The following is a 19,478-nucleotide window of genomic DNA, read 5'->3' on the forward strand; positions in this document are numbered from 1 at the left end:
CATGGGGCGACGCATCATGGTCACCGGGTGTTCCGGGGCCGGAAAAACCACCCTGGCCAGGCGCATCGGTACCGCCCTAGACCTTCCGGTCACCCATCTGGACCGGCTCTACTGGCGTCCCGGCTGGGTCCCTGCCCCGCCAGAAGAGTTCCGCGCCGCGGTCGCCGAAGCCGCCAGCACGGACAGCTGGGTGATCGACGGCAACTACAGCAAGACCTTCGACCTGCGCCTGCCGTTCGCCGACACCGTGGTGCTCCTAGACGCCTCGCGCTATGTCTGCCTGTTCCGCGCCGTGCGACGGCAGCTGCGCGAATGGGGCCAAGAGACTCAGGCCGCCGGATGCGTGTCGAAAATCGACGCCGAACTAGTCCAGTGGATCTGGAAGTGGCCGACCCGCCGCCCGCTGATGCTGCAGCGGATCGCCGCCGGAGCGCCCTCCGCACGGCAGGTGCTGCTGCGCACACCGCGCGAGGTCGACGCGTTCCTGCACACCCTCTGACCCCGACCGGCGCCGCTCATCCCGTCCGGGGCCAGCAATACAGTGCCTCACATGAGGACGGGAACGGCCGCGGAGACCGCCGCACAACTGGAAGCCGAAATGGAGAAGTACCCCGATGAGCGGGGAGAGATCTTGTTCGAGGCAGCCCAGGCAGCACGTCAGGCCGGCGACGATGACCGCGCCATCGCATTGCTGACCCAGGCTGTCGCTCTGGGCGGCGAGGACGGGGGCAACGCCCGGGTTGAACTCGCCGAGGTGCTGTTCGACCTCGGCCGGACCGAGGAGGCCCAGGCCTGCCTGGACGAGTTGCGGTCCGAGCGGCTGGCCTCACCGGTGCCGTATCACCTGGCCGCTGAGCTGCTGGAACACTGTGGCGAGCTGCAGCAGGCGCTGACCTGGTTCGACCTGGCCGCAGACCGGCTGTCCGAGCAGGAGTCGACCGGCGGGAACCCGGAGTTCGGGTTCTTCACCCACGCGAACCACATCTTGACTGCTCGCCGACGGGTGCGCCGCGCACTGGGGTTGCCTCCGGATAAGCAGGACGAGTCGGTTCAGAGCCCTTCGGATTCGGACCGTGCTCCCGCCCCGCCAGCGCCTCCGGGGGAGGTGCGAGTGCTGTTCTGGCCCCGCGACGAGATTCCCCGCGCGCACGAGGCCTGGCCGCACCTGGTTCAACACGCCGATGTGGACACCATCGTCGCCGACCGCGAGGCCGACAACCGGGAGCTGTCCGAGGCGGGCACTGCCCGGATCGTGATGGTCCCGTTGACCACCGAGAGACTCCGGGAGTTCGCGACCCGTACCGGCGGCGATCCAGCCGCCGAAGACACCCGGCTGGCCTGCATGAACGAGATTTTCGAGGAAGGCGGCGCGCTGAGCTGGCCTCCCGCGCGCAACGAGCCCTGCTGGTGCGGCTCGAGCGCGAAATACAAGAAATGCTGCGGCCGTCCGCGCCTCTCCTGACCGCGCCACGACAGCCAGCTGACCTGCGCTGATCCACCCCCGGGAGCAAAACCCGGCACTCGTTCGTTCACTAGGTATGGCTGTCGTGTTCCTGCTCTACGTCATCGCTGAAGTCGCCGCCATCTGGGCGGTCGGCTCGGTCGTCGGTGTGCTCGGCACGATCGCTCTGCTGATCGCGGGCGCGTTCGTGGGCTCGTGGCTGGCGCGTCGCGAGGGCGGCAAGGCGATGCGTGCGTTCATGGCGACCGCGCAGTCGGGCCGCAATCCGGAGAAGGAACTGACCGACGGCATGCTCGTCGCGCTCGGCGGCGTGCTGATCATGGTCCCCGGTTTCGTCAGCGACGTGCTCGGCCTGCTGTTCCTCCTGCCGCCCACCCGCTCGATCGCCCGCCGGTTCTGGCTGCGTCGTGCCGAGAAGCGCGCGATCCGGTACGCCAACCAGCGGCGCGGCCCGGTGATGGTGGTGGACAGCGAGGTCGTCGCGGAGGAGCCGCGGCCGACGAAGCACCCGGTGATCGAAGGCCGGATCGTCGAAGGCTGAGCCTTTGCCACAATGACTCCCGTGGAGCGGCTGGAAACGACTTCCGCGGTAAGCGCCCGCATGAGCAGGCAGAAGTCCCGCAACACCGGGATCGAAATGGCGCTGCGCAAGATCCTGCACGCCGCCGGGTACCGCTACCGAGTGCACCGCCGTCCGGTGAAGGGCGTCCGCCGCGAGGCTGACCTGGTGTTCGGCCCGGCTCGGGTGGCGGTTTTCGTGGACGGCTGCTTCTGGCACGGCTGCCCGGAACACGGCACCTGGCCGAAGAACAATGCCGATTATTGGCGGACCAAGATCGAAACCAACCGCCGCCGCGACGCGAATACCGACGCGCTGCTGCTCGAAGCGGGCTGGCTGTCGGTGCGAATCTGGGAACACGAAGCGAGCGACGTCGCCGCGTCGCGAGTGATCGAGACCGTCCAGGAACGCCGGCCCCATTAATGTTGGCGCCATGCCTCTACCGGGTCAGCCCACCGCCGCGGAGTTCTTCGCCGGCATCGGCCTCGTGCGCCTAGGCCTCGAACCGGCCGGTTTCGACGTCGCGTGGTCGAACGACATCGAACCGGCGAAGCAAGCGATGTACGAGGCACACTTCAACGACCAGGGCGCGCACGAGTACGTACTGGGCGACGTCGCCGCCCTGCGCGGCGCGGATCTGCCCGCTGGTCTCAGCCTGGCCTGGGCGTCCTTCCCCTGCACCGATCTCTCCCTGGCCGGCTGGCGCCGCGGCCTGGCGGGCTCGCACTCGTCGACGTTCTGGGAATTCACCCGCATCCTCGACGAACTAGGCCCCGACCGGCCGCCGGTGGTAGCGCTGGAAAACGTAGTCGGCCTAGCCACCAGCCACGGCGGCGACGACCTCCGCGCGGCAATCGGAGAACTCAACCGCCTCGGCTACTCCGCCGACGTCCTGACCCTCGACGCCCGGCGGTTCGTCCCGCAGTCACGGCCGCGGTTGTTCATCGTCGGCGCGCAAAGCCCGCCCTCCGACTCGTCCGCTCCGTCGCCGCTCCGCCCGGCTTGGCTGGCGCTCGACCCTTCTTTGCGGACACATCGCGCCGCCTTGCCCGCGCCTCCGCCGCTGCTGGTCACCGGGCTGTCCGCCGCCGTCGAACGCCTTTCCGCCGACGACGAGCGCTGGTGGAATCCGCTCCGGACCTCGGGGTTCATCGGGTCGCTGTCCCCGCTTCAGCTGGAGCGATTGACGCAGCTCAAAGCGGGAAAGAAGCTGGTGTACCGGACGGCCTACCGGCGGACCCGGAACGGAAAACCAGTGTGGGAAGTCCGGCCGGACGACATCTCCGGCTGCCTGCGCACCGCCCGGGGCGGCTCGTCCAAACAGGCTGTGGTGCAGGCTGGCCGAGGATCGGTGCGGGTCCGATGGATGACGCCGCGGGAGTACGCGCGGCTGATGGGCGCGGGGAAGTACGCGCTGGACGGGCTGCGAAACAACCAGGCACTGTTCGGTTTCGGGGACGCGGTGTGCGTGCCGGTGGTGCGGTGGTTGTCGGAGAATTACCTGATGCCGTTGGCGCGTGGGGAAATGAGCTTGGAAGCCGCTGGCTGATACGCAGTCGCAGCCACTCTTTTGTGCAGCTAGGCGGCGCGCCGTGCGCGTGTTTCACAGATCTGGACGTTCCTGCGCACTACAGTCGAACACGTGTTCCAGCTAGCTCATCGCATCAGTGACCGCGGCCACTGCCTCCGGCAGCGGAACGTGTTCCCAGATGCGCACCACGTTCCACCCGGCGTCGCGCAACGCGCCGGTCACCAACTCGTCCCTGGCCATGTTGCGCTGCAGTTTCGGCGTCCAGTACCACTCGTTGCTCGTCGGCTGCCTGCCGTGTTCGGGACACACATGCCAGAAGCAGCCGTCCACGAAGACTGCGATCTTCCGCGCCGTGAAAACGATGTCCGGCCGCACCCGGACGCCACCGTCGAGCACCAGGGGGAGATCTTTCCGGTACCGGTAACCAAGCCGATGCAGTTCCTTGCGGAGAGTCACCTCAGGCTTGGTGTCCGTGCGGCGGTTCGCGCGCATGTTCCTCGAACGGCCCTCGCTGGCAGGAGCGGGGTAGAGCCCCTTGGCGTGCGCTTTGTCTCGAGCGTCGCCACGTGCCATCGACACCCCTTCCAGCAGGGTTCAAGCCATGAGGAAAGATACCGTTCCGCGCCCAAGCATCTCGCGCGAGCCCTGAGGAGGTTGCTGTGAGTGAGGCCTTCGAGGTCATCGAGATCTGCGCTGGCGCCGGCGGCCAGGCATTAGGCCTGAAAGAGGCTGGCTTTACTCATCGGCTCGCGATCGAGCTTGACCACAACGCGTGCGCGACCCTGAGGGCCAACTTCGAGGGCGAGGAGCACATCGTCCGAGAGGGCGACGTCGCCGATCCCGAGACGTGGGTACCGGAGCATCACCGGCCGGACAACGATGCGGGGTGGCCAGAACTCGCGCTCCTGGCAGGCGGGGTTCCGTGCCCTCCGTTCACCATCGCCGGCAAGCAGCTGGGCGCGAACGACGAGCGTGATCTGTTCGCATGGGCCGTGGAGCAAGTCAACGTCATCAAGCCGCGCGCCGTGATGCTTGAGAACGTCCGCGGACTGAGCATGCCCCGCTTCGCCGCCTACCGCCAGCATGTGATGGACCAGCTCGTGAGCTTTGGTTACGTCGCCGAGTGGCGGCTCCTGCACGCGGCCGGGTTCGGCGTGCCGCAACTCCGGCCACGTTTTGTGCTCGTCGCACTCCAGAAGGAGTATGCGGACCACTTCTCCTGGCCGGAAGAGTCCGAGCGTGAAGTCACCGTCGCGGAAGCCATCGGAGACCTGATGGGCAAGCACGAATGGGAAGGCCTCGAAGACTGGAAGAAGAAGGCCAGCAAGATCGCCCCTACCATCGTCGGCGGTTCGAAGAAGCACGGCGGCGCGGATCTCGGGCCGACTCGCGCGAAGCGCGCATGGGCCGAACTCGGCGTGGATGCGATGGGCCTCGCTGACGACGCACCGAAACCAGGCGATAAATTCGAAGGGAAGCCCGGCCCCAAGCTAACCAACGAGATGGTGGCTCGCATTCAAGGCTGGGCAAATGAGTTCGGCGACTGGAAATTCACCGGCCGGAAGACCTCGAACTACCGGCAGATCGGCAACGCGTTCCCGCCGCCCATGGCATTCGCCGTCGGGAAAGCAATCATGAAGGCCCTGCAGAAGGAAGGGAAAGTCAGCGACCGGCAGCTGAACCAGGAACATGACCCGGTTTATCGCGCCCTGCGAAAAACCGATAGATTCGTCACCGCAGAGGAACTTAAAAAGGAATCCGGACTTCAGCTGGATATTCCAGAACTGGAGAAACGAATCAGCCTGATCAGCCAGGACTTCGACCTGAAGATCCACCAAGGTGACAAGGGCGTCGAGTACATGCTCGGCGACTTCAAGGCATTCGTCGGCCAGGATGACCATGTCCGGCATGAGGCGTTCCAGAAGAACCGGACCAAGATCAGCTGAGACCGAAGTCCTGCGGCCAACGTCAGACTCGAGGCAGGTCGGGCGCAGGCTTCGTGATTTGCGCGCCCGGAGAAGCGACCACCCACTCCTCACCGTCCAGCTCCACAGAAGGGCCGAGGTCGTTCGCAGCCCTCGGCCGCAGCCGCACGCTGACGAACTCTCCCTCACCTGGCTCAGCCATATTCAAGGTCTTCGCGACATTAACGTGGTTGACGTAGTCGCCAAGAATCACGATACCTTCACGTTTCAGGATCGTGCGCGCTCCACCATTCCCCCGGACGCGCTTCATATAGTCGGACTGCATGGCTACTGTGGCTACGACGGTACGCGACACACGTCTTCCTAGAGCGACGCGAAACAACGCGTTGACCCGCTGCTGCCCGAACCGCGATGCGAAGACCTCCTTGATTTCCGCATCGTTGAGGCGCAGCAACAAGTTTTCTTTCAACGGGGCATCTCGGAAGAGCCAGCGGATCTGTCCCCTTCCGTAGGCGTTGAGGGTGCTCTTGCCATCCCGGTTCTGGGCGATCCGCAGATATTCCGGCTTGGCCCGTACCAGGCCTACGCACCACCGGGATTCTTGGTCGCTGGCCCACACCACCAGAAGCAAGTGGTCGCGGGCTTCCGGAGGAATCATCCAGGCCCCGTTCCGCTGCGAGAATTTGCAGTCGACGTCGACGCCTCCGATCGCATAGTCCATAGACTCGCCGCCGGCGAACTCGAACTCTCGCTGGATGTTGATCTCGATCAGCGTGCCGGCGTGAGTCTTCTCCGTCTTGTGCAACTGATCCCAGCGATAGCGGCCAGTGTTCTGGCCGTCAAGCAGCATGTCAAAGCTGCGGCGGATCGCCCTCGCGAATCGCTGTCCGTCCGGATCGGCGTTACGGAGAATCGCGGCGACCTCGTCGAGTTGCGGGTCGGGATCCTGGCTCGCAGGCTCTTTCCACAACCCTGCTTGGCCGCCCGGCTCATCGTCCACCATGCGAACGACCCTAGTTCGCTTCGCCGGCAGCTCACAGCGATTTCGCCGGAAGTTCCGCACTCACTTCTCGCGTGCCGCGACGTGCAGCATCAGCGCTTCGACATCTGCTGAATCCATGCCCGCCACCGCTGCCGGTTCATCATCCGGGTCCCCGAGTTGCCGGACAGCGGAGTCGTCGAGGATCCGGCCCATGAAGTCGAGCTTCTCGTTGAGCCGCAGCGCGACGACCTCGTCGATTGTTTCGCGCGCAGAGAGGATGGTGACGTTGGTTTCCGCGTCCGGTGCGAGACCTAGCCGATGGATCCGGTCCAAGCTCTGCAGAAAGCGTCCGGCTTGGAAGTCGCGGTCGACATAGACCGCGTCATGGCAGACCTGGTGCAAGCTGATCCCCTCGCCAAGTGTCGCGGGGTTCGAGATCAGTACCTGGCACGACGGATCGGTACGGAAACGATCGATCTGCTCCTGACGGTCCGGCGTGCCACCGTGCACTACCGCGGGGGAGAAGTCCGCGAGCAGGCTCTCCAGCGTGGTAATGCTTCGCACGAAACTGGCCCAGACAAGGGTCTTCCGGCCTTGCGCGGCGTTGCCGGCCACGATCGCGAGAGCTTCCTGGTACTTCGGCGGTATCTCGTACTCGCCCAATGAGCCGAGCAGTTCGTACAGGGGGTTGCTGGGCGGCACTTCCAACGGAGGGACCTGCAAAGACAGCGGCTCGTAGCGAGAAGCCCCCTGCGCAAGCAAGGCAGGGCTCGTCGCGGCCATGATCATGCGAAGAACAGTCCTGCCCAGCGAGTCGAAGTCAGACCGGCTTCGTTCCGCGCGAGCAGAAACGAACTGCCCCAGAAGCGCGTCGTAGATCTCCCGGTGCAGAGGAGGCATCTCGACAGTCCGGACCCTGAGACTGACGGGCGGCAGGCCCAGTTCCTGTTTGGTCGTACGGGTATACATCGGCTTCAGCACGCGGCTGGCGTAGTCCAGGTTGCCGCCCTCCACCGCCTGGCTCACCACCCGCCGGCCACGGCCTGGCCAGACGAAAGCGAGCAAACTCTCCAGGTCGCGAGCCCCGTTCGGGGCCGGTGTCCCGGTCAAGATCAGCCGCGCCTTGCTCAGGGGAGCGAGCGACATGCAGGCCATGCCATAGACGCCGGCCGTGCCCAGTTTCATCCGATGTGCCTCGTCGAGGATCATCAGTGCGGGACCCGCGTCCAGCCAGTCCGCCAGAGTTTCAAGGGAACGGCCGAGTCTCTCGTAGTTGACGATCAGCAAGTCAGCGCCACGGAAACCAGCCCTCCCCAGGAACTGCACAGTAAAGCCGTCGCCGAAGCACTCCTGGCTCTCGTCAACCCAAGCTTCGTACGCGGACTTCGGGCTGACCACCAGGACACGGTCGACCTGTCCCTGTTCCCGCAGAGCCGAAAACACCCCGAGCGCAACGCGGGTCTTGCCGGCACCAGGAACGCTGAAGTTCGCCCCGTGCCCCAGCGAGAGAAGCTTGGCGATGTCACGACGCTGGAACTCGGTGAGATCCGCCGTCCACCCAGGACCGAGGATCGCGGGGACGTCCGCTGCGGAGACCTGGTCGCTCTCTGGCTCTCCGGCCAGAATCTGTTCTGACCGTTCCGCGTCGTGGAGCAGTCCCAGAGCCCGGGCGCGGAAATCCTCTTCCCAGACGACTGTCTCCGGTTCAGGCCAGTTCGCTAGCTCTTCGAGCCCAGCCAGAAACTCGTCGATCGGCACCTGGGCGGCCAGCCGGTCCACCATCCGGCCACCGGGAAACCGCGCCATCATGCTGGCGAGCGACTCCCGATAGGACGCTTGGGCGCGAAGTTCCGCACGCGTTCTTGTCTGGTCAAAGGCCAGCACCAGGCTGGGCGACGATTCAGCCACTCAGGAACCAGACTCCAGCATTACGTGACGCAACCACTCAACGCCGTCACCAGGTTCTTTGACCGTACGCGTCCCTTCAACCGCCAGCCGGCGAAGGACCTTCTTCAGCTTCAGCAGCGCATCGTCGAATGCCTCTTCATCGAGGGACCGGTCAGCGCGCGACATCACCAAGTCGGTCACGCACTGCTGCAACTGGTCCGTGGCGGCGGTGACCCGATCCGATACCTTCCGCTTCTTCTTCGTCAGCGTCTGATCGCTGCCGGCCAGCTTGATCGCGTTGTCCATCAAGCCGTGAACTTCTGTCCAAGCCTCGGATTTTCCGTCGGTGTTAGCCGACTTCTCAGCCACCGCGCGAAGCACTTTGTCGGTGAACGCCCTGGCCGTAGCGGCTTGGCTGGACCCAGACTTCACCGCCCTGCCCAGCCCAGGGATCGCGACTTCGGCTGACCGGATCTCCGGGATGAATCCATCCGGCAACCGGGGCGAGAGATACCGATCCAGGAAGTCCGGCTCGATGAACCGGACGTCTGTCTTGGAAAAGTCCAGCGCGATCGCAGCGAGACGTGCTTCCTTCAGGACCTCGGCATCATCCGGCCTGGCGGCCTTGACCTTCTGATAAGTCCGCGCCAGCTCCCGCATCTTCTCCTGGTCTCGTTCGAACGCGATGAGCGGGATGCGCTTCCCGCCGACCTCGCTGCGTTCGATCATTGATTTGATCGCGGAGAAGACCCACAAGTCCTGCTCACAAGCCGGCACCGTGCTGCGAAAAGTCTGCGCGATAGCCGGCATCGGGATGCCCTGGCTGACCAGCTCATCGATAGCCAGCAACCGGTTGATGTACGAATAATCGCGGCGATGTTCCTTCCTCAGCTGAAGGGACAGCTCGACGTCTCGTACGTCAGACCAGTCGCAGGACGCCGGCAGCACGGCAACCCGCATGGTCGCTTCAGGGCCGCTGAGCTCCATCAACGCTGCACGGCGAGTGTTCCCGTTGACGAGCACGCCATCAACGGTCGTCAGTCCTGGTTCGGACTGCCCATACTCCTGAAGGCTTTCTTTCAGGTCGGTGAAAGCCTGATCGATCTGCGTCGGGTCCGCCGGCGGGACTTTCAGTAGCTTGTCCAGGTACTGCTGGCTTTCAACCGACCAGGGATCCTCGTCGACCAGCGCGTCAAGCCGTGGATCGTGGGTGCGCTGAGCGCGGACGCGGTGGGTAGCGGGGTTGTAGTAGAGATCCCCGATCCTCACCTCGACAACATCCAGGTGAACCTGCTTGCCGCGCCAGTCGACCGTCTGGGTTTCCCGCGGGCCCGCCGCTTCGGCTACCTCCTTGAGCCGTCGCTCGATGAGGTGCCGAATCTCGTCGGCTCGGGGCGGTTGCCCATAGTCTTTAATCATCACCACTCCTGCGCCGGCCACGGGCTTCCCGGGAGAAACGATATCCCGGCCCTAGCCCAGAGATGCTTCAGTCCAAGCCAATCGCACTGCGGACGCTGTCGCGCGACTCGGCCGGCAGCGCGCGGTAATTGGCCCACACGCGCTCCACCTCCCGGAAGTCCCGTTCACCAGCTTCGATCCAGCTTGCCAGGACCCGCTGGTCAGCCTCGCTCAGGCCCTTCGCCCTGGCTGCCACCCCAACGGCATCCGCGACAAGCTTGTTCCCCCCCAACCGGCACCTGCGGCATTCGGCTACCAGCTGTACCTCCACCCCGCCGTCCGGAACCCGCACCTTGCGGCGCGCGATGTCGAGCTGTGCGCCTTCCCCCGTGTCTTCATGCATGTCACCAGGAGTGATACCGCACGAACGGCACATGTTGTCATCGTGCGCGATGATCTCCCGGCGACGCGTGGCACCGATCGCCGGCGCATGCGACGGCCTGGACGTCACACCCTTTTCCCACACCGGCTGGCCCTGCTCCACGAAGCGCTGCTCCGGGGCAGCCAAGGTGACGTCCTCCCGGTTCGTGTCGATGCGCCATCCGAAACTCCGGAGATCCCGCATCCGCCGGTCGATCTGCGAGACGCCCGGAAAGGCGTCACGCAGCTCCGCCTTGGTGAACTTGCTCCCTTCTCCAACTTCGGAAACAAGCCACAAGGCCACCCTTTTCATGGTGCCCAGGTTTTCATCTTGCCAGGAAAGCGGCATCTTTCCTCCATCACACGTCATCTCGGCTTCAAAGCCCTTCCTGGCTGATTTATATCAGGACACAGAGAGTCTGTCTGCAACCGCAGACAGACTGCAATTATTGCAAAATTTGCCATCGCGTTGTCATTACACCGATTATTGCAAAGAAAATCGATTGTTTACTCAGTAAGATTTCACCAGGCGGGAAGATCTATCCATCTGGTGAAATTTCGGCGAAAGTCGACTTGTCGACTTTCGAATCAGCGACCGGTGCGGCCGCAACAGTCACCCGCGTACGTGGCGCGCGCACCGCGAAGAGCGCGTACGCGGCCGACACTCCGTACGCAAGAACCGCTGACGCTCCACGCGCGAAGGCTGCTAGGCTCGCCGAGAACCACCATCACCAAAACACAAATAATCCAGGAACAAGGGAGCACGGCGGGATTACCTGACCATCGAAGCAGTCCAAGACGTAAGCTAAACCCGTTCTAGACTCGCTCTAGACCCGTTGCGCGGCAACAGGTTCTGCCGAGGCTGCCCATCTCATGATGGTCTTCATGCCGCGGCGCGGCCAGTCTTGCGACTCACACCTCGCGACAGTCCGATGAGCCAGTAAGGCCAGGATTCCCTAAGCCGATTCCCTGAGCCGTTTCCCTAAGTCGGAGTTCAGCAAAGGAGTTCGAGGAACATGCCAGCCTTGGGACAAGTCGGGAAACGGCTTGGACGCCCGCCCACTCCAGAAGTGCTCGCGTTCGCCGCCATGCTCAAGAAACTGTATCGCCGCCTGCCGAATCGGAGCATGGTGTCCAACGCCGCCATCTTGCACGTAGCGCAGCCCACCCTGTCCCAGTACCTGAATCTGGCAAGAATCCCGCCCGCGGCATTCCTCGAGACGATCCACCGGGCGGCCGCTGTCCGGACGCCCGAACGCGAACTGCCGTGCCGTTTAAACGAGCTCATCGAGCTGCGCCGCGCGGCCAAAGAGAGCCTTCCGCGAGCAACCACAGGGGGCCAAGTCGCTAATAATGCTGTGGTGCACACCACAAGCGAGGGCGAAAGCGCAGGAAAAAAGGACCGGCGCAACGGCAAGGCGTGCCGGTTAGACCGGCGCAACGGAAAACTCGCCGTGCCGTCCGAGCCGGACGGCGACGCAAACCAAGTCGGCAGCCCCGCCTCCAGCGGTCCGCGCCTCAAGCCTGACCCCCAGGAGTCCCTGCCGAGCGCCACGCCCACCCCAACTGCCGCAGACATGATCTCGGCGGCACTCACGTCCCTGCGCGCACAGGACTACGCGACCGTGCGCGCATTACTCGAGGAAGCCGAGCCACTACTACACAGAGTAACTGCCGTCGGGTCTGACGTTCGATGGCGCTTGGGAAGACCCGCAGCCTAGGAGCCGAGTGAATACATACCGTGAACAACCCTGGTCGAGCACCTTCAGTGTCCGCGCACGCCGTCAGCCGGCAGGCGCGCGGGGTCCGCCTTGCGATCTTCAGGCGAAACCCCGAGACAGGACTGACCGAGCGCCGGCAAGCCATCGGCCAGCCCTATCCCTTCGAACACGACCGAACTCCTACGGAAGGCCATGTTCTGTGGTCAATAGTAAGCGTGACCTGCGCTGTAAGCGGCTCAGCAGGGGAATCATCACTCCGTCCGGCAGTCGCTGGAAGCGGAAGATCGCCCGTATCAGCGTAACCATTCGCCGACGCGGGAAGCGTGTCCGGAAGGCTGCCAGCAGCCCCTGGTTCAAGCTCGTGATCTTTTTCTTCAGGCTGCTGTCGCTGATCATCCGCCTGACCCACTGGCATTGGTGACTCGCGCGGGTTGACTAGTCCTGCGCGCCGGCGTGAACGGCCCCTTACGCCGGCGCGCGGCTAGTCCGCCCCAGTCGGCTTAGGAATGTCGAAATACCCCGACAACCGCACCGCCGGCGCGTACTCTCCCTTGACCTTCACCTTCCCCGTCACGAACATCGCCGCCACAGCGGCGTTCCCGGTCGCCATCCGGATGAAGTCCTCGACCGCCACCGTGATCGTCGTGTCCGGGGTGCGGGCCAGGTCGGTGCTCGAGACGCACAGGCCGTCCTCGATGACCGTTTGGTAGCGGTCGAAATCGTCCCCGGCGGGGAAGCGCCAGGAGACCACGATGTCGACGTGCCGGGCTCGTTCCGGGCGGAAATGCTCCGACATGCGGCGGAAGATCTCGTCCAGGAACACCGAGCGCAGCTCGTCGTGGTCGGCGATGCCTTTCAGCTGCTCCCGCGAAGCCGTCGCGACGACATCCACCAAAGACTGGGTGGTCAGCGAGGCGATGTCGATGCCGGCTCCGGCCGTGCCGAGCATGTGCAGTGTCTCCAGGACCTGCACGAACTGTTCCGGCGTCAGTTTGCCCACCTCGAGGGTGCGGGCGAAACCGTTCACCGCGTGCTCACCGGGTGAGTGCGCGGCACGCATGCGCGAGCGCCAGCGGGACACCGGAGCGGCTCAGGCCGGTCGGGGGAGGTCGAAGTGGCCGACCAGCCCGGCTGCGAAGGCCAGGTCGCCCTTGACCTTCAGTTTCCCGGTGACGAACAGGACCGCGGGCGTGGCCTGATGGGTAATGATGCGGAAGAAGTCCACGGGCGAAAGCGTAATCGTCACTCGGGGTTTCTCGCGCATTTCGCGGGACACGGTGCAGGTGCCGTCGGAAAGCACGGTCTCGTAGCGGTCGTAGCCGCCCTCGCCGGTGCCGCCGGACAGCCGCCAGTGCACCACCGCGCGCAGCGACTTCGCACGGATGTGCGCTCCCATGCGCGCGAAGATCTCGTCCAGCACTCGTTCCCGCAGCGGACGTTCGGCGACCACCGCCTCCAGCTGCGCTCGCGACGCGCGTGCGACCAGCGTGGCGAACTTCGTCGGGTCGACCTTGTCCAGCGAGAACGCCGGCACCTGCTCAGACAGCCGGACCAGCGCCGCCAGCAGCCGGTTCATATCGGAACGGCCCAGCTCACGGGGGTCGATGGCGTCCGCGACCGCGTTGACGTCGAGCGCGCTCGCGTCGACGGCTTCGGTGCGGTCCAACGCGTCCAGCAGCGCGACCCCGCGCAGGCCGGCCAGGTCAGAGCTGGTCGCCTCCGGGTTGTCGGCCATCTTCCACCCCTTCCGGAACTTTCCGCCGTAAGGCTACCGGTGAGTAGGTAGTGCGGCAAGCAACGCCGCCGACCTGGGGACGGGTACCGTCCGTGCCAGCGAGAGGGAGGAAACAGCACTGTGCCCGACGAAGATCAGCGCCCACCCGAGCGAGCGAGACGGCTCCCGAGGGCGGTCCGTGAACGGCAGATCCTGGACGCCGCGGTGCAGGTGTTCTCCCAGCACGGTTACCACTCCGCGTCCATGGACGAGATCTCCGAGGTCGCGGGCGTCTCCAAGCCGATGATCTACACCTACCTCGGCTCGAAGGAAGACCTCTTCGGCAAGAGCATCCAGCGCGAGGCGACTCGCCTGCTGGAAGCCATCCAGGCCGGCGTGCAGCCCGATCTGCCGCCGGACATGCAGCTGTGGCACGGCCTGCGCTCGTTCTACCGCTTCGTCGCCGAGTACCGCGAGTCCTGGACGGTGCTGCACCGCCAAGCCCTGACGGTCGGCGGCGGGTTCGCGGCGGAGATCACCGCGATGCGCACGCGCGCGATCGAACTGGTCGCGGCGCTCGTGGTGGCCGCGGGCACCCGGAAAGGCCTCGGCGAGCAGACGGAGTTCTCCGGTCCCGGCCTGGCCGCGGCGCTGGTCGGCGCGGCGGAATCGCTGGCCGACTGGGCGCTGGACCACCCGGAGATCTCCGACGGCGTGCTCGCGTCGTGGCTGATGAACCTGGTGTGGCTGGGGTTCAACGACCTCGTCGAGGGGCAGGTCTGGAAGCCCTCAGAGGGCTGAGATCACCCCGTCCAGGTGCGGTTTCGGCTTCCGCGCGTGCCACAGCTCAAACGCCCACCCGTCCTCGGTCTGCCAGGTCGTGAACGCCGCGCGGCCGGGCAGCAGCACCGGCTGCTTGAACCGCACCGCGACGCTGAACGCGTCCGGCAGCCGGCCCTCGAAGGACGCCAGTGCGTGCGCCTTCGTCCACATCCCGTGCGCGATCGCTTTCGGGAAACCGAACAAGCGCGCGGTCAGCGGGTGCAGGTGGATCGGGTTGCGGTCGCCGGACACCTCGGCGTAGCGGCGGCCGATGTCGCCCGGGACGTGCCACAACGCGGACGGCTTCGGGGGCGTCAGCTGGGCGCGCGGGGCTGAAGAACCCGAACCTGAACCCGTGCGGCGGAGATAAGTCGACACCTCGCTCCACACCGTGTCCGCGCCGGAGTGGACCTCGCTCACCATGTCGAACTGGCTGCCTTTTTCGTGCGGCCGCAGGTTTTCCGCGCGAACGCTCACCCGGAACGTCTCGCCGAGCAGCAGCGGACGGTGCTGCGTGATCCGGTTTTCGACGTGCACCAAACCCAGCAGGGGGAACGGAAACCCGGGTTCGGTCATCAACGCCATCTGCAGCCCGAACACGAGCATGTGCGGATACGTCGCCGGCAGCTCGTCCGAGAAGCGGAATCCGCAGACTTCGTTGTAGGCCGCGACATGTGCCGGGTCGACGACGACCTCTGGGCGCACCAGTTCCGTGGCCGGGAGAGTCGAGCCGCCGCCGCGGCGCAGCAGGGCTTTCGGGTACAGCGTCGCCAGGCTGGGCGCGCTCGTCACTTCACGAACAGCCATTCCTCACGCCCCCAGCAGTGCCTGGCCGCACACGCGGACCAGGTTCCCGTTGACCGCCGCCGACGCCGGATTCGCATACCAGGCAATGGTTTCCGCGACGTCCACCGGCAGTCCGCCCTGGCCGAGGCTGGACAGCCGCCGGCCAGCTTCGCGGATGAACAGCGGTACCGCGGCGGTCATCTTGGTCTCGATGAACCCGGGCGCGACCGCGTTGATCGTGCCGCCGTACTCCGCGAGCTGCGGTGCGCCGACGTTCACCATCCCGATCACGCCCGCCTTCGAGGTCGCGTAGTTCGTCTGACCGACGTTGCCCGCGATGCCCGCGATCGACGAAACCCCGATGATACGGCCGTTTTCGCGCAGAATCTTGTCGCCGAGAAGCTTGTCGTTCACCGCGAGCTGCGAAGCGAGGTTCACCGCGATCACCGAATCCCAGCCGCCCTCGGTCATGTTGCCGAGCGTCTTGTCGCGGGTAATGCCGGCGTTGTGCACCACGACATCCACGCCGCCGTGCCGCGAGGTCAGGTACTCGGCGAGCTTGGCCGGGGCGTCAGCGGCGGTGATGTCCAGCTGCAGTGCCGAACCGCCGATTCGATTGGCCACGGCGGACAGGTCGCCGCCCTGGGCGGGGATGTCCAGCGCGACCACGTGCGCACCGTCGCGGGCGAGGGTTTCGGCAATCGCCTCGCCGATGCCGCGCGACGCACCGGTGACCAGCGCGACCTTGCCGTCCAGCGGCTTTTCCCAGTTCTCCGGCGTGGGCGCGGTCGTCGCGTGCGTGCCGACGCGGATGACCTGGCCGTCCACGAACGCCGACTTCGCCGACAGCAGGAACCGCAGCGTCGACTCGGCGGCGTCCTCGGCCCCTTCGGCGACGTACACCAGCTGCGCCGTCGCGCCGCGCTTGAGTTCCTTGCCGACCGAGCGCACGAACCCTTCCAGCGCGCGCTGCGCGATCCGCTCACGGCCGTCGGCCAGCTCCGGCGGCGTGCCGAGCACGACCACCCGGCCGGATGAACCCACCTTGCGGATCACCGGGTGGAAGAACCGGTAGACCTCACGCAGCTGTCCCGGATCCTTCACGCCGGTGGCGTCGAAGACGAGCGCGGCGTGCTTGTCGGCCGGCGCGCTGATCACCTCGATGCCCGCCTCGGTGAGCTGCCCCCGGACCGTTTTCTCCAGCCGTCCGCCGGGCGCGGCACCGAGAAGTGCGGGACCCTCGAGTGCGGGCTGGCCGGGACGGTACCGGCGCAACGTCGAGGGGTTGGGCAGGCCGAGCTTCGGCACCACGAATTTCCCCAGAGGGGTCTTCGTGAACTGCTGGTACCTGTCCGCCATCACGTGCCTCCCGTGCAGTCTGCGTCACGTCGCAGTCTAACCTACTCGCTAGTAGGTTACAGTGTGAAAGGGACGACTCAGAGAGGTGGAGGCCCATGGCGACCAGGAAAACCCCCGCGGTGCGCAAGGTCGCGATCGTCGGCGGGAACCGGATCCCGTTCGCGCGGTCGAACGGCCCGTACTCCCGGGCCTCGAACCAGGACATGTTCACCGCCGCGCTGGACGGTCTGGTCAGCCGGTTTTCGCTGCAGGGCGAGGTGATCGGCGAGGTCGCCGCCGGTGCGGTGCTCAAGCACTCCAAGGACTTCAACCTCGCCCGCGAAAGCGTGCTGGGCAGCAAGCTCTCGCCCGCGACGCCGGCGTCGGACGTGCAGATGGCGTGCGGCACCGGATTGCAGGCAGTCATCAACGTCGCCCACAAGATCGCGCTCGGGGAGATCGATTCGGCGATCGCGGGCGGCGTGGACACCACGAGTGACGCCCCGCTGGCGGTGAACGCCAACCTGCGCCAGATCCTCGTGCAGCTCAACGCGGCGAAGACGCTCGCCGACCGGCTCAAGCTCGTCGCGAAGATCCGGCCAGGCCACATCGTCCCGGAAATCCCGCGCAACGCCGAACCGCGCACCGGGCTGTCCATGGGGGAGCACGCCGCCCTCACCGCGCAGGTCTGGGACATCACCCGCGAGGCGCAGGACGAACTGGCCGCGACCAGCCACCGCAACCTCGCCGCCGCCTACGACCGCGGTTTCTTCGACGACCTGGTCACGCCGTACCTCAAGCTCGCGCGCGACCAGAACCTCCGCCCGGACTCCTCGGTCGAAAAGCTCGCCAAGCTCAAGCCGGTCTACGGCGGCCCGGACGGCACGATGACGGCGGGCAACTCGACGCCGCTGACCGACGGCGCGTCGACCGTCCTGCTCGCGACCGAGCAGTGGGCGAAGGCGCACAAGCTGCCGGTGCTGGCGTACCTGACGTTCAGCCAGACCGCCGCGGTCGACTACGTGCACGGCGACGAGGGTCTGCTGATGGCCCCGGCGTACGCGGTGCCGCGGATGCTTGAGCGTGCCGGATTGACGTTGCAGGACTTCGACTTCTACGAAATCCACGAGGCGTTCGCGTCGCAGGTGCTCGCCACGCTCAAGGCGTGGGAGGACCCGGCGTTCGCCAAGGAGAAGCTCGGCCTCGACGCGCCGCTCGGCTCGATCGACCGCGCGAAGCTCAACGTGAACGGTTCCTCGCTCGCGGCCGGGCACCCGTTCGCGGCGACGGGCGGCCGGATCGTCGCGACGCTCGCGAAACTGCTGAACGAGAAGGGTTCCGGACGCGGCCTGATCTCCATTTGCGCGGCGGGCGGCCAGGGCGTCACCGCGATCTTGGAGAAGTAAGCCAAGGTCCGTGAAGGGCTCCTTGAAGGAATCTAATTCCCTCAAGGAGCCCTTCACGGACGTTTAGCCGAGTCAGTCGGTGAGCGACTTCTCCGCGCGCTTGGCCAGTTTGTCGGCGCGCTTGCCCGCCTTCTTCGCCGCCCGCCGGGCCCGCCAGCCCAGCGACGGCTTGCCCGCCGTGTCGCCCGCGGCCAGCAACAGGCCGCCGGCCAGCGACGCGTTCTTGAAGAACTGGATCTGCTGAGCCTGCTTCTCGCCCGGATCGGTCAGCTGCCAGAACCGGTGCGCGGACAGGGTCGTCGGCACCAGCGACCCGAGCAGCGCCACCGCCGCCAGCCGCGGAGCCTTGCCGCTCGCCAGCGCGAGCCCGGCCCCGATCTTGACCGCCGCGTCGATCCGCACCAGCGTGGCCGGATCGCGCGGGACCTGATCCGGAACCAGGCCCTCGACCTTGTCGAAGGTCTCGGTGAGGAACGGTTCGGCCGCCTTCGCGTGGCCCTGGGTGTCGCGCAGGGCACCGATGCCACCGAACACGAAGATCGACGCGAGCAGTGGACGTGCCACCCGGCGCAGTATCACGGTCTCGCCTCTCTGGTCTGTAATCCCTTGAAGAAGAACCTACAACCGGGATTGCCCGCGCCGCTGCTCGCCGAACCGGGCTAGCGATACCTAGGCGAATATTGCTCTGACTCTAGATTCCCCTAGACACTTCTAGCGGCTCTCGGACTTGACCTTGACGCTACGTCAACCTCTACCGTCGAAGCCGTGGTCAGGACGGAATGGTCGATCCAGGACATCGCCCGATCCGCGGGCACGACGAGCCGGACCCTGCGGCATTACGACGCCGTCGGGCTCCTGCCGCCGACGCGGATCGGCAGCAACGGCTACCGTTACTACGACGAGAAATCCCTCGTCCGGTTGCAGCGGATCCTGCTGCTGCGCGACCTGGGTCTGGGCCTGCCCGCGATCGCCGAGGTGCTCGACGGCCAGCGCGACGGCGTGGCGGCCCTCGAAACGCACCTGGCGCTGCTGAAGCAGGAACAGCAGCGGATCGGGCGGCAGATCGACTCCGTGCGGACCACGCTGCGAAAACTGAAGGGAGGTGAACGACTGATGGCAGAGGAAATGTTCGACGGTTTCGACCACACCCAGTACAAGGAAGAGGTCACCCAGCGCTGGGGAGCCGACGCCTACCGCAAGGGCGACCAGTGGTGGCGGTCGCTGTCCGAGGACGAGAAGAAGGCTTTCCAGCAGGAACAGCTGGACATCTCGGCGGCGTTCGGCGCTGCCCGCAAGGACGGCTACGACGCTGGTTCGGACGAGACGCAGGCTGTCACCGCACGGCTGCACGCCTGGCTGCAACCCGCTGCGGGGACCGTCTCGAAGTGCTACTTCGCCGGTCTCGGGCAGATGTATGTCGACGACCCGCGGTACGGCTCGTACGACGAGAAGCACGGCCCCGGCACGGCCGAGTACATCCGCGACGCGATGAAGATCTACGCGGAGCGGAACCTGACGGACTAATGC

20 protein-coding genes are annotated in these 19,478 nt (G+C 65.8%); 10 read left to right on the forward strand and 10 right to left on the reverse strand.

The genetic code is table 11. The annotated features are described in order from the left end of the window. Position 1: 1 nt before the first annotated feature. The 5 genes from ACWGIC_RS23385 (at position 2) to ACWGIC_RS23405 (ending at position 3,570) form a co-directional block, all read left to right on the forward strand. The gene (locus tag ACWGIC_RS23385; protein WP_452078065.1) at positions 2 to 499 is read left to right on the forward strand and encodes a DNA topology modulation protein FlaR; all 498 of its coding nucleotides are present in this window, start codon (positions 2 to 4) and stop codon (positions 497 to 499) included. Positions 500 to 550: 51 nt separating this feature from the next. Beyond that, entirely contained in the window at positions 551 to 1,462 is a 912-nt protein-coding gene (locus ACWGIC_RS23390) for an SEC-C metal-binding domain-containing protein (protein WP_452078066.1), read from the forward strand. Positions 1,463 to 1,538: 76 nt separating this feature from the next. Continuing rightward, positions 1,539 to 2,003, forward strand: coding sequence for an FxsA family protein (locus tag ACWGIC_RS23395; RefSeq protein WP_452078067.1), 465 nt, complete (start codon positions 1,539 to 1,541; stop codon positions 2,001 to 2,003). A gap of 12 nt (positions 2,004 to 2,015) precedes the next feature. Beyond that, positions 2,016 to 2,444, forward strand: coding sequence for a very short patch repair endonuclease (locus ACWGIC_RS23400; protein WP_452078068.1), 429 nt, complete (start codon positions 2,016 to 2,018; stop codon positions 2,442 to 2,444). Between the two features lie 10 nt (positions 2,445 to 2,454). Beyond that, a complete protein-coding gene (locus tag ACWGIC_RS23405; RefSeq protein WP_452078069.1) occupies positions 2,455 to 3,570 on the forward strand; it encodes a DNA cytosine methyltransferase in 1,116 nt (371 codons plus the stop codon). A 102-nt stretch (positions 3,571 to 3,672) separates the two neighbouring features. Here the strand turns inward: ACWGIC_RS23405 and ACWGIC_RS23410 are convergent, their stop codons facing one another. Next, positions 3,673 to 4,125, reverse strand: coding sequence for a very short patch repair endonuclease (locus ACWGIC_RS23410; protein ID WP_452078070.1), 453 nt, complete (start codon positions 4,123 to 4,125; stop codon positions 3,673 to 3,675). A gap of 86 nt (positions 4,126 to 4,211) precedes the next feature. Between ACWGIC_RS23410 and ACWGIC_RS23415 the strand changes: the two genes are divergently transcribed. After that, positions 4,212 to 5,498, forward strand: coding sequence for a DNA cytosine methyltransferase (locus ACWGIC_RS23415; protein ID WP_452078071.1), 1,287 nt, complete (start codon positions 4,212 to 4,214; stop codon positions 5,496 to 5,498). A 22-nt stretch (positions 5,499 to 5,520) separates the two neighbouring features. Here ACWGIC_RS23415 and ACWGIC_RS23420 read toward each other — a convergent pair whose 3' ends face one another. The 4 genes from ACWGIC_RS23420 to ACWGIC_RS23435 all read right to left on the reverse strand — a co-directional run bounded on the left by ACWGIC_RS23420 (position 5,521) and on the right by ACWGIC_RS23435 (position 10,513). After that, the gene (locus ACWGIC_RS23420; RefSeq protein WP_452078072.1) at positions 5,521 to 6,480 is read right to left on the reverse strand and encodes a NaeI family type II restriction endonuclease; all 960 of its coding nucleotides are present in this window, start codon (positions 6,478 to 6,480) and stop codon (positions 5,521 to 5,523) included. 60 nt (positions 6,481 to 6,540) lie between these two features. Next, positions 6,541 to 8,367 carry a DEAD/DEAH box helicase gene (locus tag ACWGIC_RS23425; protein WP_452078073.1) on the reverse strand — a complete coding sequence of 609 codons (1,827 nt, stop codon included), beginning with the start codon at positions 8,365 to 8,367 and terminating at the stop codon, positions 6,541 to 6,543. Next, entirely contained in the window at positions 8,368 to 9,765 is a 1,398-nt protein-coding gene (locus ACWGIC_RS23430) for a transcriptional regulator (RefSeq protein WP_452078074.1), read from the reverse strand. A gap of 67 nt (positions 9,766 to 9,832) precedes the next feature. Beyond that, positions 9,833 to 10,513 carry a hypothetical protein gene (locus tag ACWGIC_RS23435; protein WP_452078075.1) on the reverse strand — a complete coding sequence of 227 codons (681 nt, stop codon included), beginning with the start codon at positions 10,511 to 10,513 and terminating at the stop codon, positions 9,833 to 9,835. Positions 10,514 to 11,234: 721 nt separating this feature from the next. Here ACWGIC_RS23435 and ACWGIC_RS23440 point away from each other — a divergent pair. Beyond that, a complete protein-coding gene (locus tag ACWGIC_RS23440) occupies positions 11,235 to 11,885 on the forward strand; it encodes a hypothetical protein (protein ID WP_452078076.1) in 651 nt (216 codons plus the stop codon). A 481-nt stretch (positions 11,886 to 12,366) separates the two neighbouring features. Here ACWGIC_RS23440 and ACWGIC_RS23445 read toward each other — a convergent pair whose 3' ends face one another. After that, positions 12,367 to 12,945, reverse strand: a complete 579-nt coding sequence (locus ACWGIC_RS23445) for an SCP2 sterol-binding domain-containing protein (protein ID WP_452078077.1) — start codon at positions 12,943 to 12,945, stop codon at positions 12,367 to 12,369. Between the two features lie 30 nt (positions 12,946 to 12,975). Continuing rightward, positions 12,976 to 13,620, reverse strand: a complete 645-nt coding sequence (locus tag ACWGIC_RS23450; protein ID WP_452078078.1) for an SCP2 sterol-binding domain-containing protein — start codon at positions 13,618 to 13,620, stop codon at positions 12,976 to 12,978. A gap of 120 nt (positions 13,621 to 13,740) precedes the next feature. Here ACWGIC_RS23450 and ACWGIC_RS23455 point away from each other — a divergent pair, with 120 nt between their 5' ends. Next, positions 13,741 to 14,400 carry a TetR/AcrR family transcriptional regulator gene (locus tag ACWGIC_RS23455; RefSeq protein WP_101436807.1) on the forward strand — a complete coding sequence of 220 codons (660 nt, stop codon included), beginning with the start codon at positions 13,741 to 13,743 and terminating at the stop codon, positions 14,398 to 14,400. Here the strand turns inward: ACWGIC_RS23455 and ACWGIC_RS23460 are convergent. Together ACWGIC_RS23460 and ACWGIC_RS23465 are read right to left on the reverse strand one after the other, a co-directional pair. Next, a complete protein-coding gene (locus tag ACWGIC_RS23460) occupies positions 14,389 to 15,228 on the reverse strand; it encodes a MaoC/PaaZ C-terminal domain-containing protein (protein ID WP_452078079.1) in 840 nt (279 codons plus the stop codon). The two genes, ACWGIC_RS23455 and ACWGIC_RS23460, sit on opposite strands and share 12 nt — an antisense overlap. 3 nt (positions 15,229 to 15,231) lie before the next feature. Beyond that, positions 15,232 to 16,566 (reverse strand): 3-oxoacyl-ACP reductase, encoded by a 1,335-nt coding sequence (locus tag ACWGIC_RS23465; RefSeq protein ID WP_452078080.1) that lies wholly within the window; start codon positions 16,564 to 16,566, stop codon positions 15,232 to 15,234. Between the two features lie 95 nt (positions 16,567 to 16,661). On the opposite strand from ACWGIC_RS23465, the gene ACWGIC_RS23470 reads away from it, so the two are divergent. Further along, positions 16,662 to 17,951 (forward strand): acetyl-CoA C-acetyltransferase, encoded by a 1,290-nt coding sequence (locus tag ACWGIC_RS23470; RefSeq protein WP_452078081.1) that lies wholly within the window; start codon positions 16,662 to 16,664, stop codon positions 17,949 to 17,951. Between the two features lie 72 nt (positions 17,952 to 18,023). On the opposite strand, the gene ACWGIC_RS23475 is transcribed toward ACWGIC_RS23470, so the two are convergent. Further along, positions 18,024 to 18,530 carry a DoxX family protein gene (locus ACWGIC_RS23475; RefSeq protein ID WP_452078082.1) on the reverse strand — a complete coding sequence of 169 codons (507 nt, stop codon included), beginning with the start codon at positions 18,528 to 18,530 and terminating at the stop codon, positions 18,024 to 18,026. A gap of 186 nt (positions 18,531 to 18,716) precedes the next feature. Here ACWGIC_RS23475 and ACWGIC_RS23480 point away from each other — a divergent pair, with 186 nt between their 5' ends. Further along, positions 18,717 to 19,475, forward strand: a complete 759-nt coding sequence (locus ACWGIC_RS23480) for a MerR family transcriptional regulator (RefSeq protein WP_452078083.1) — start codon at positions 18,717 to 18,719, stop codon at positions 19,473 to 19,475. The last annotated feature ends 3 nt before the right edge of the window (positions 19,476 to 19,478 follow it).

This window comes from Amycolatopsis sp. NPDC054798 (assembly GCF_053611505.1).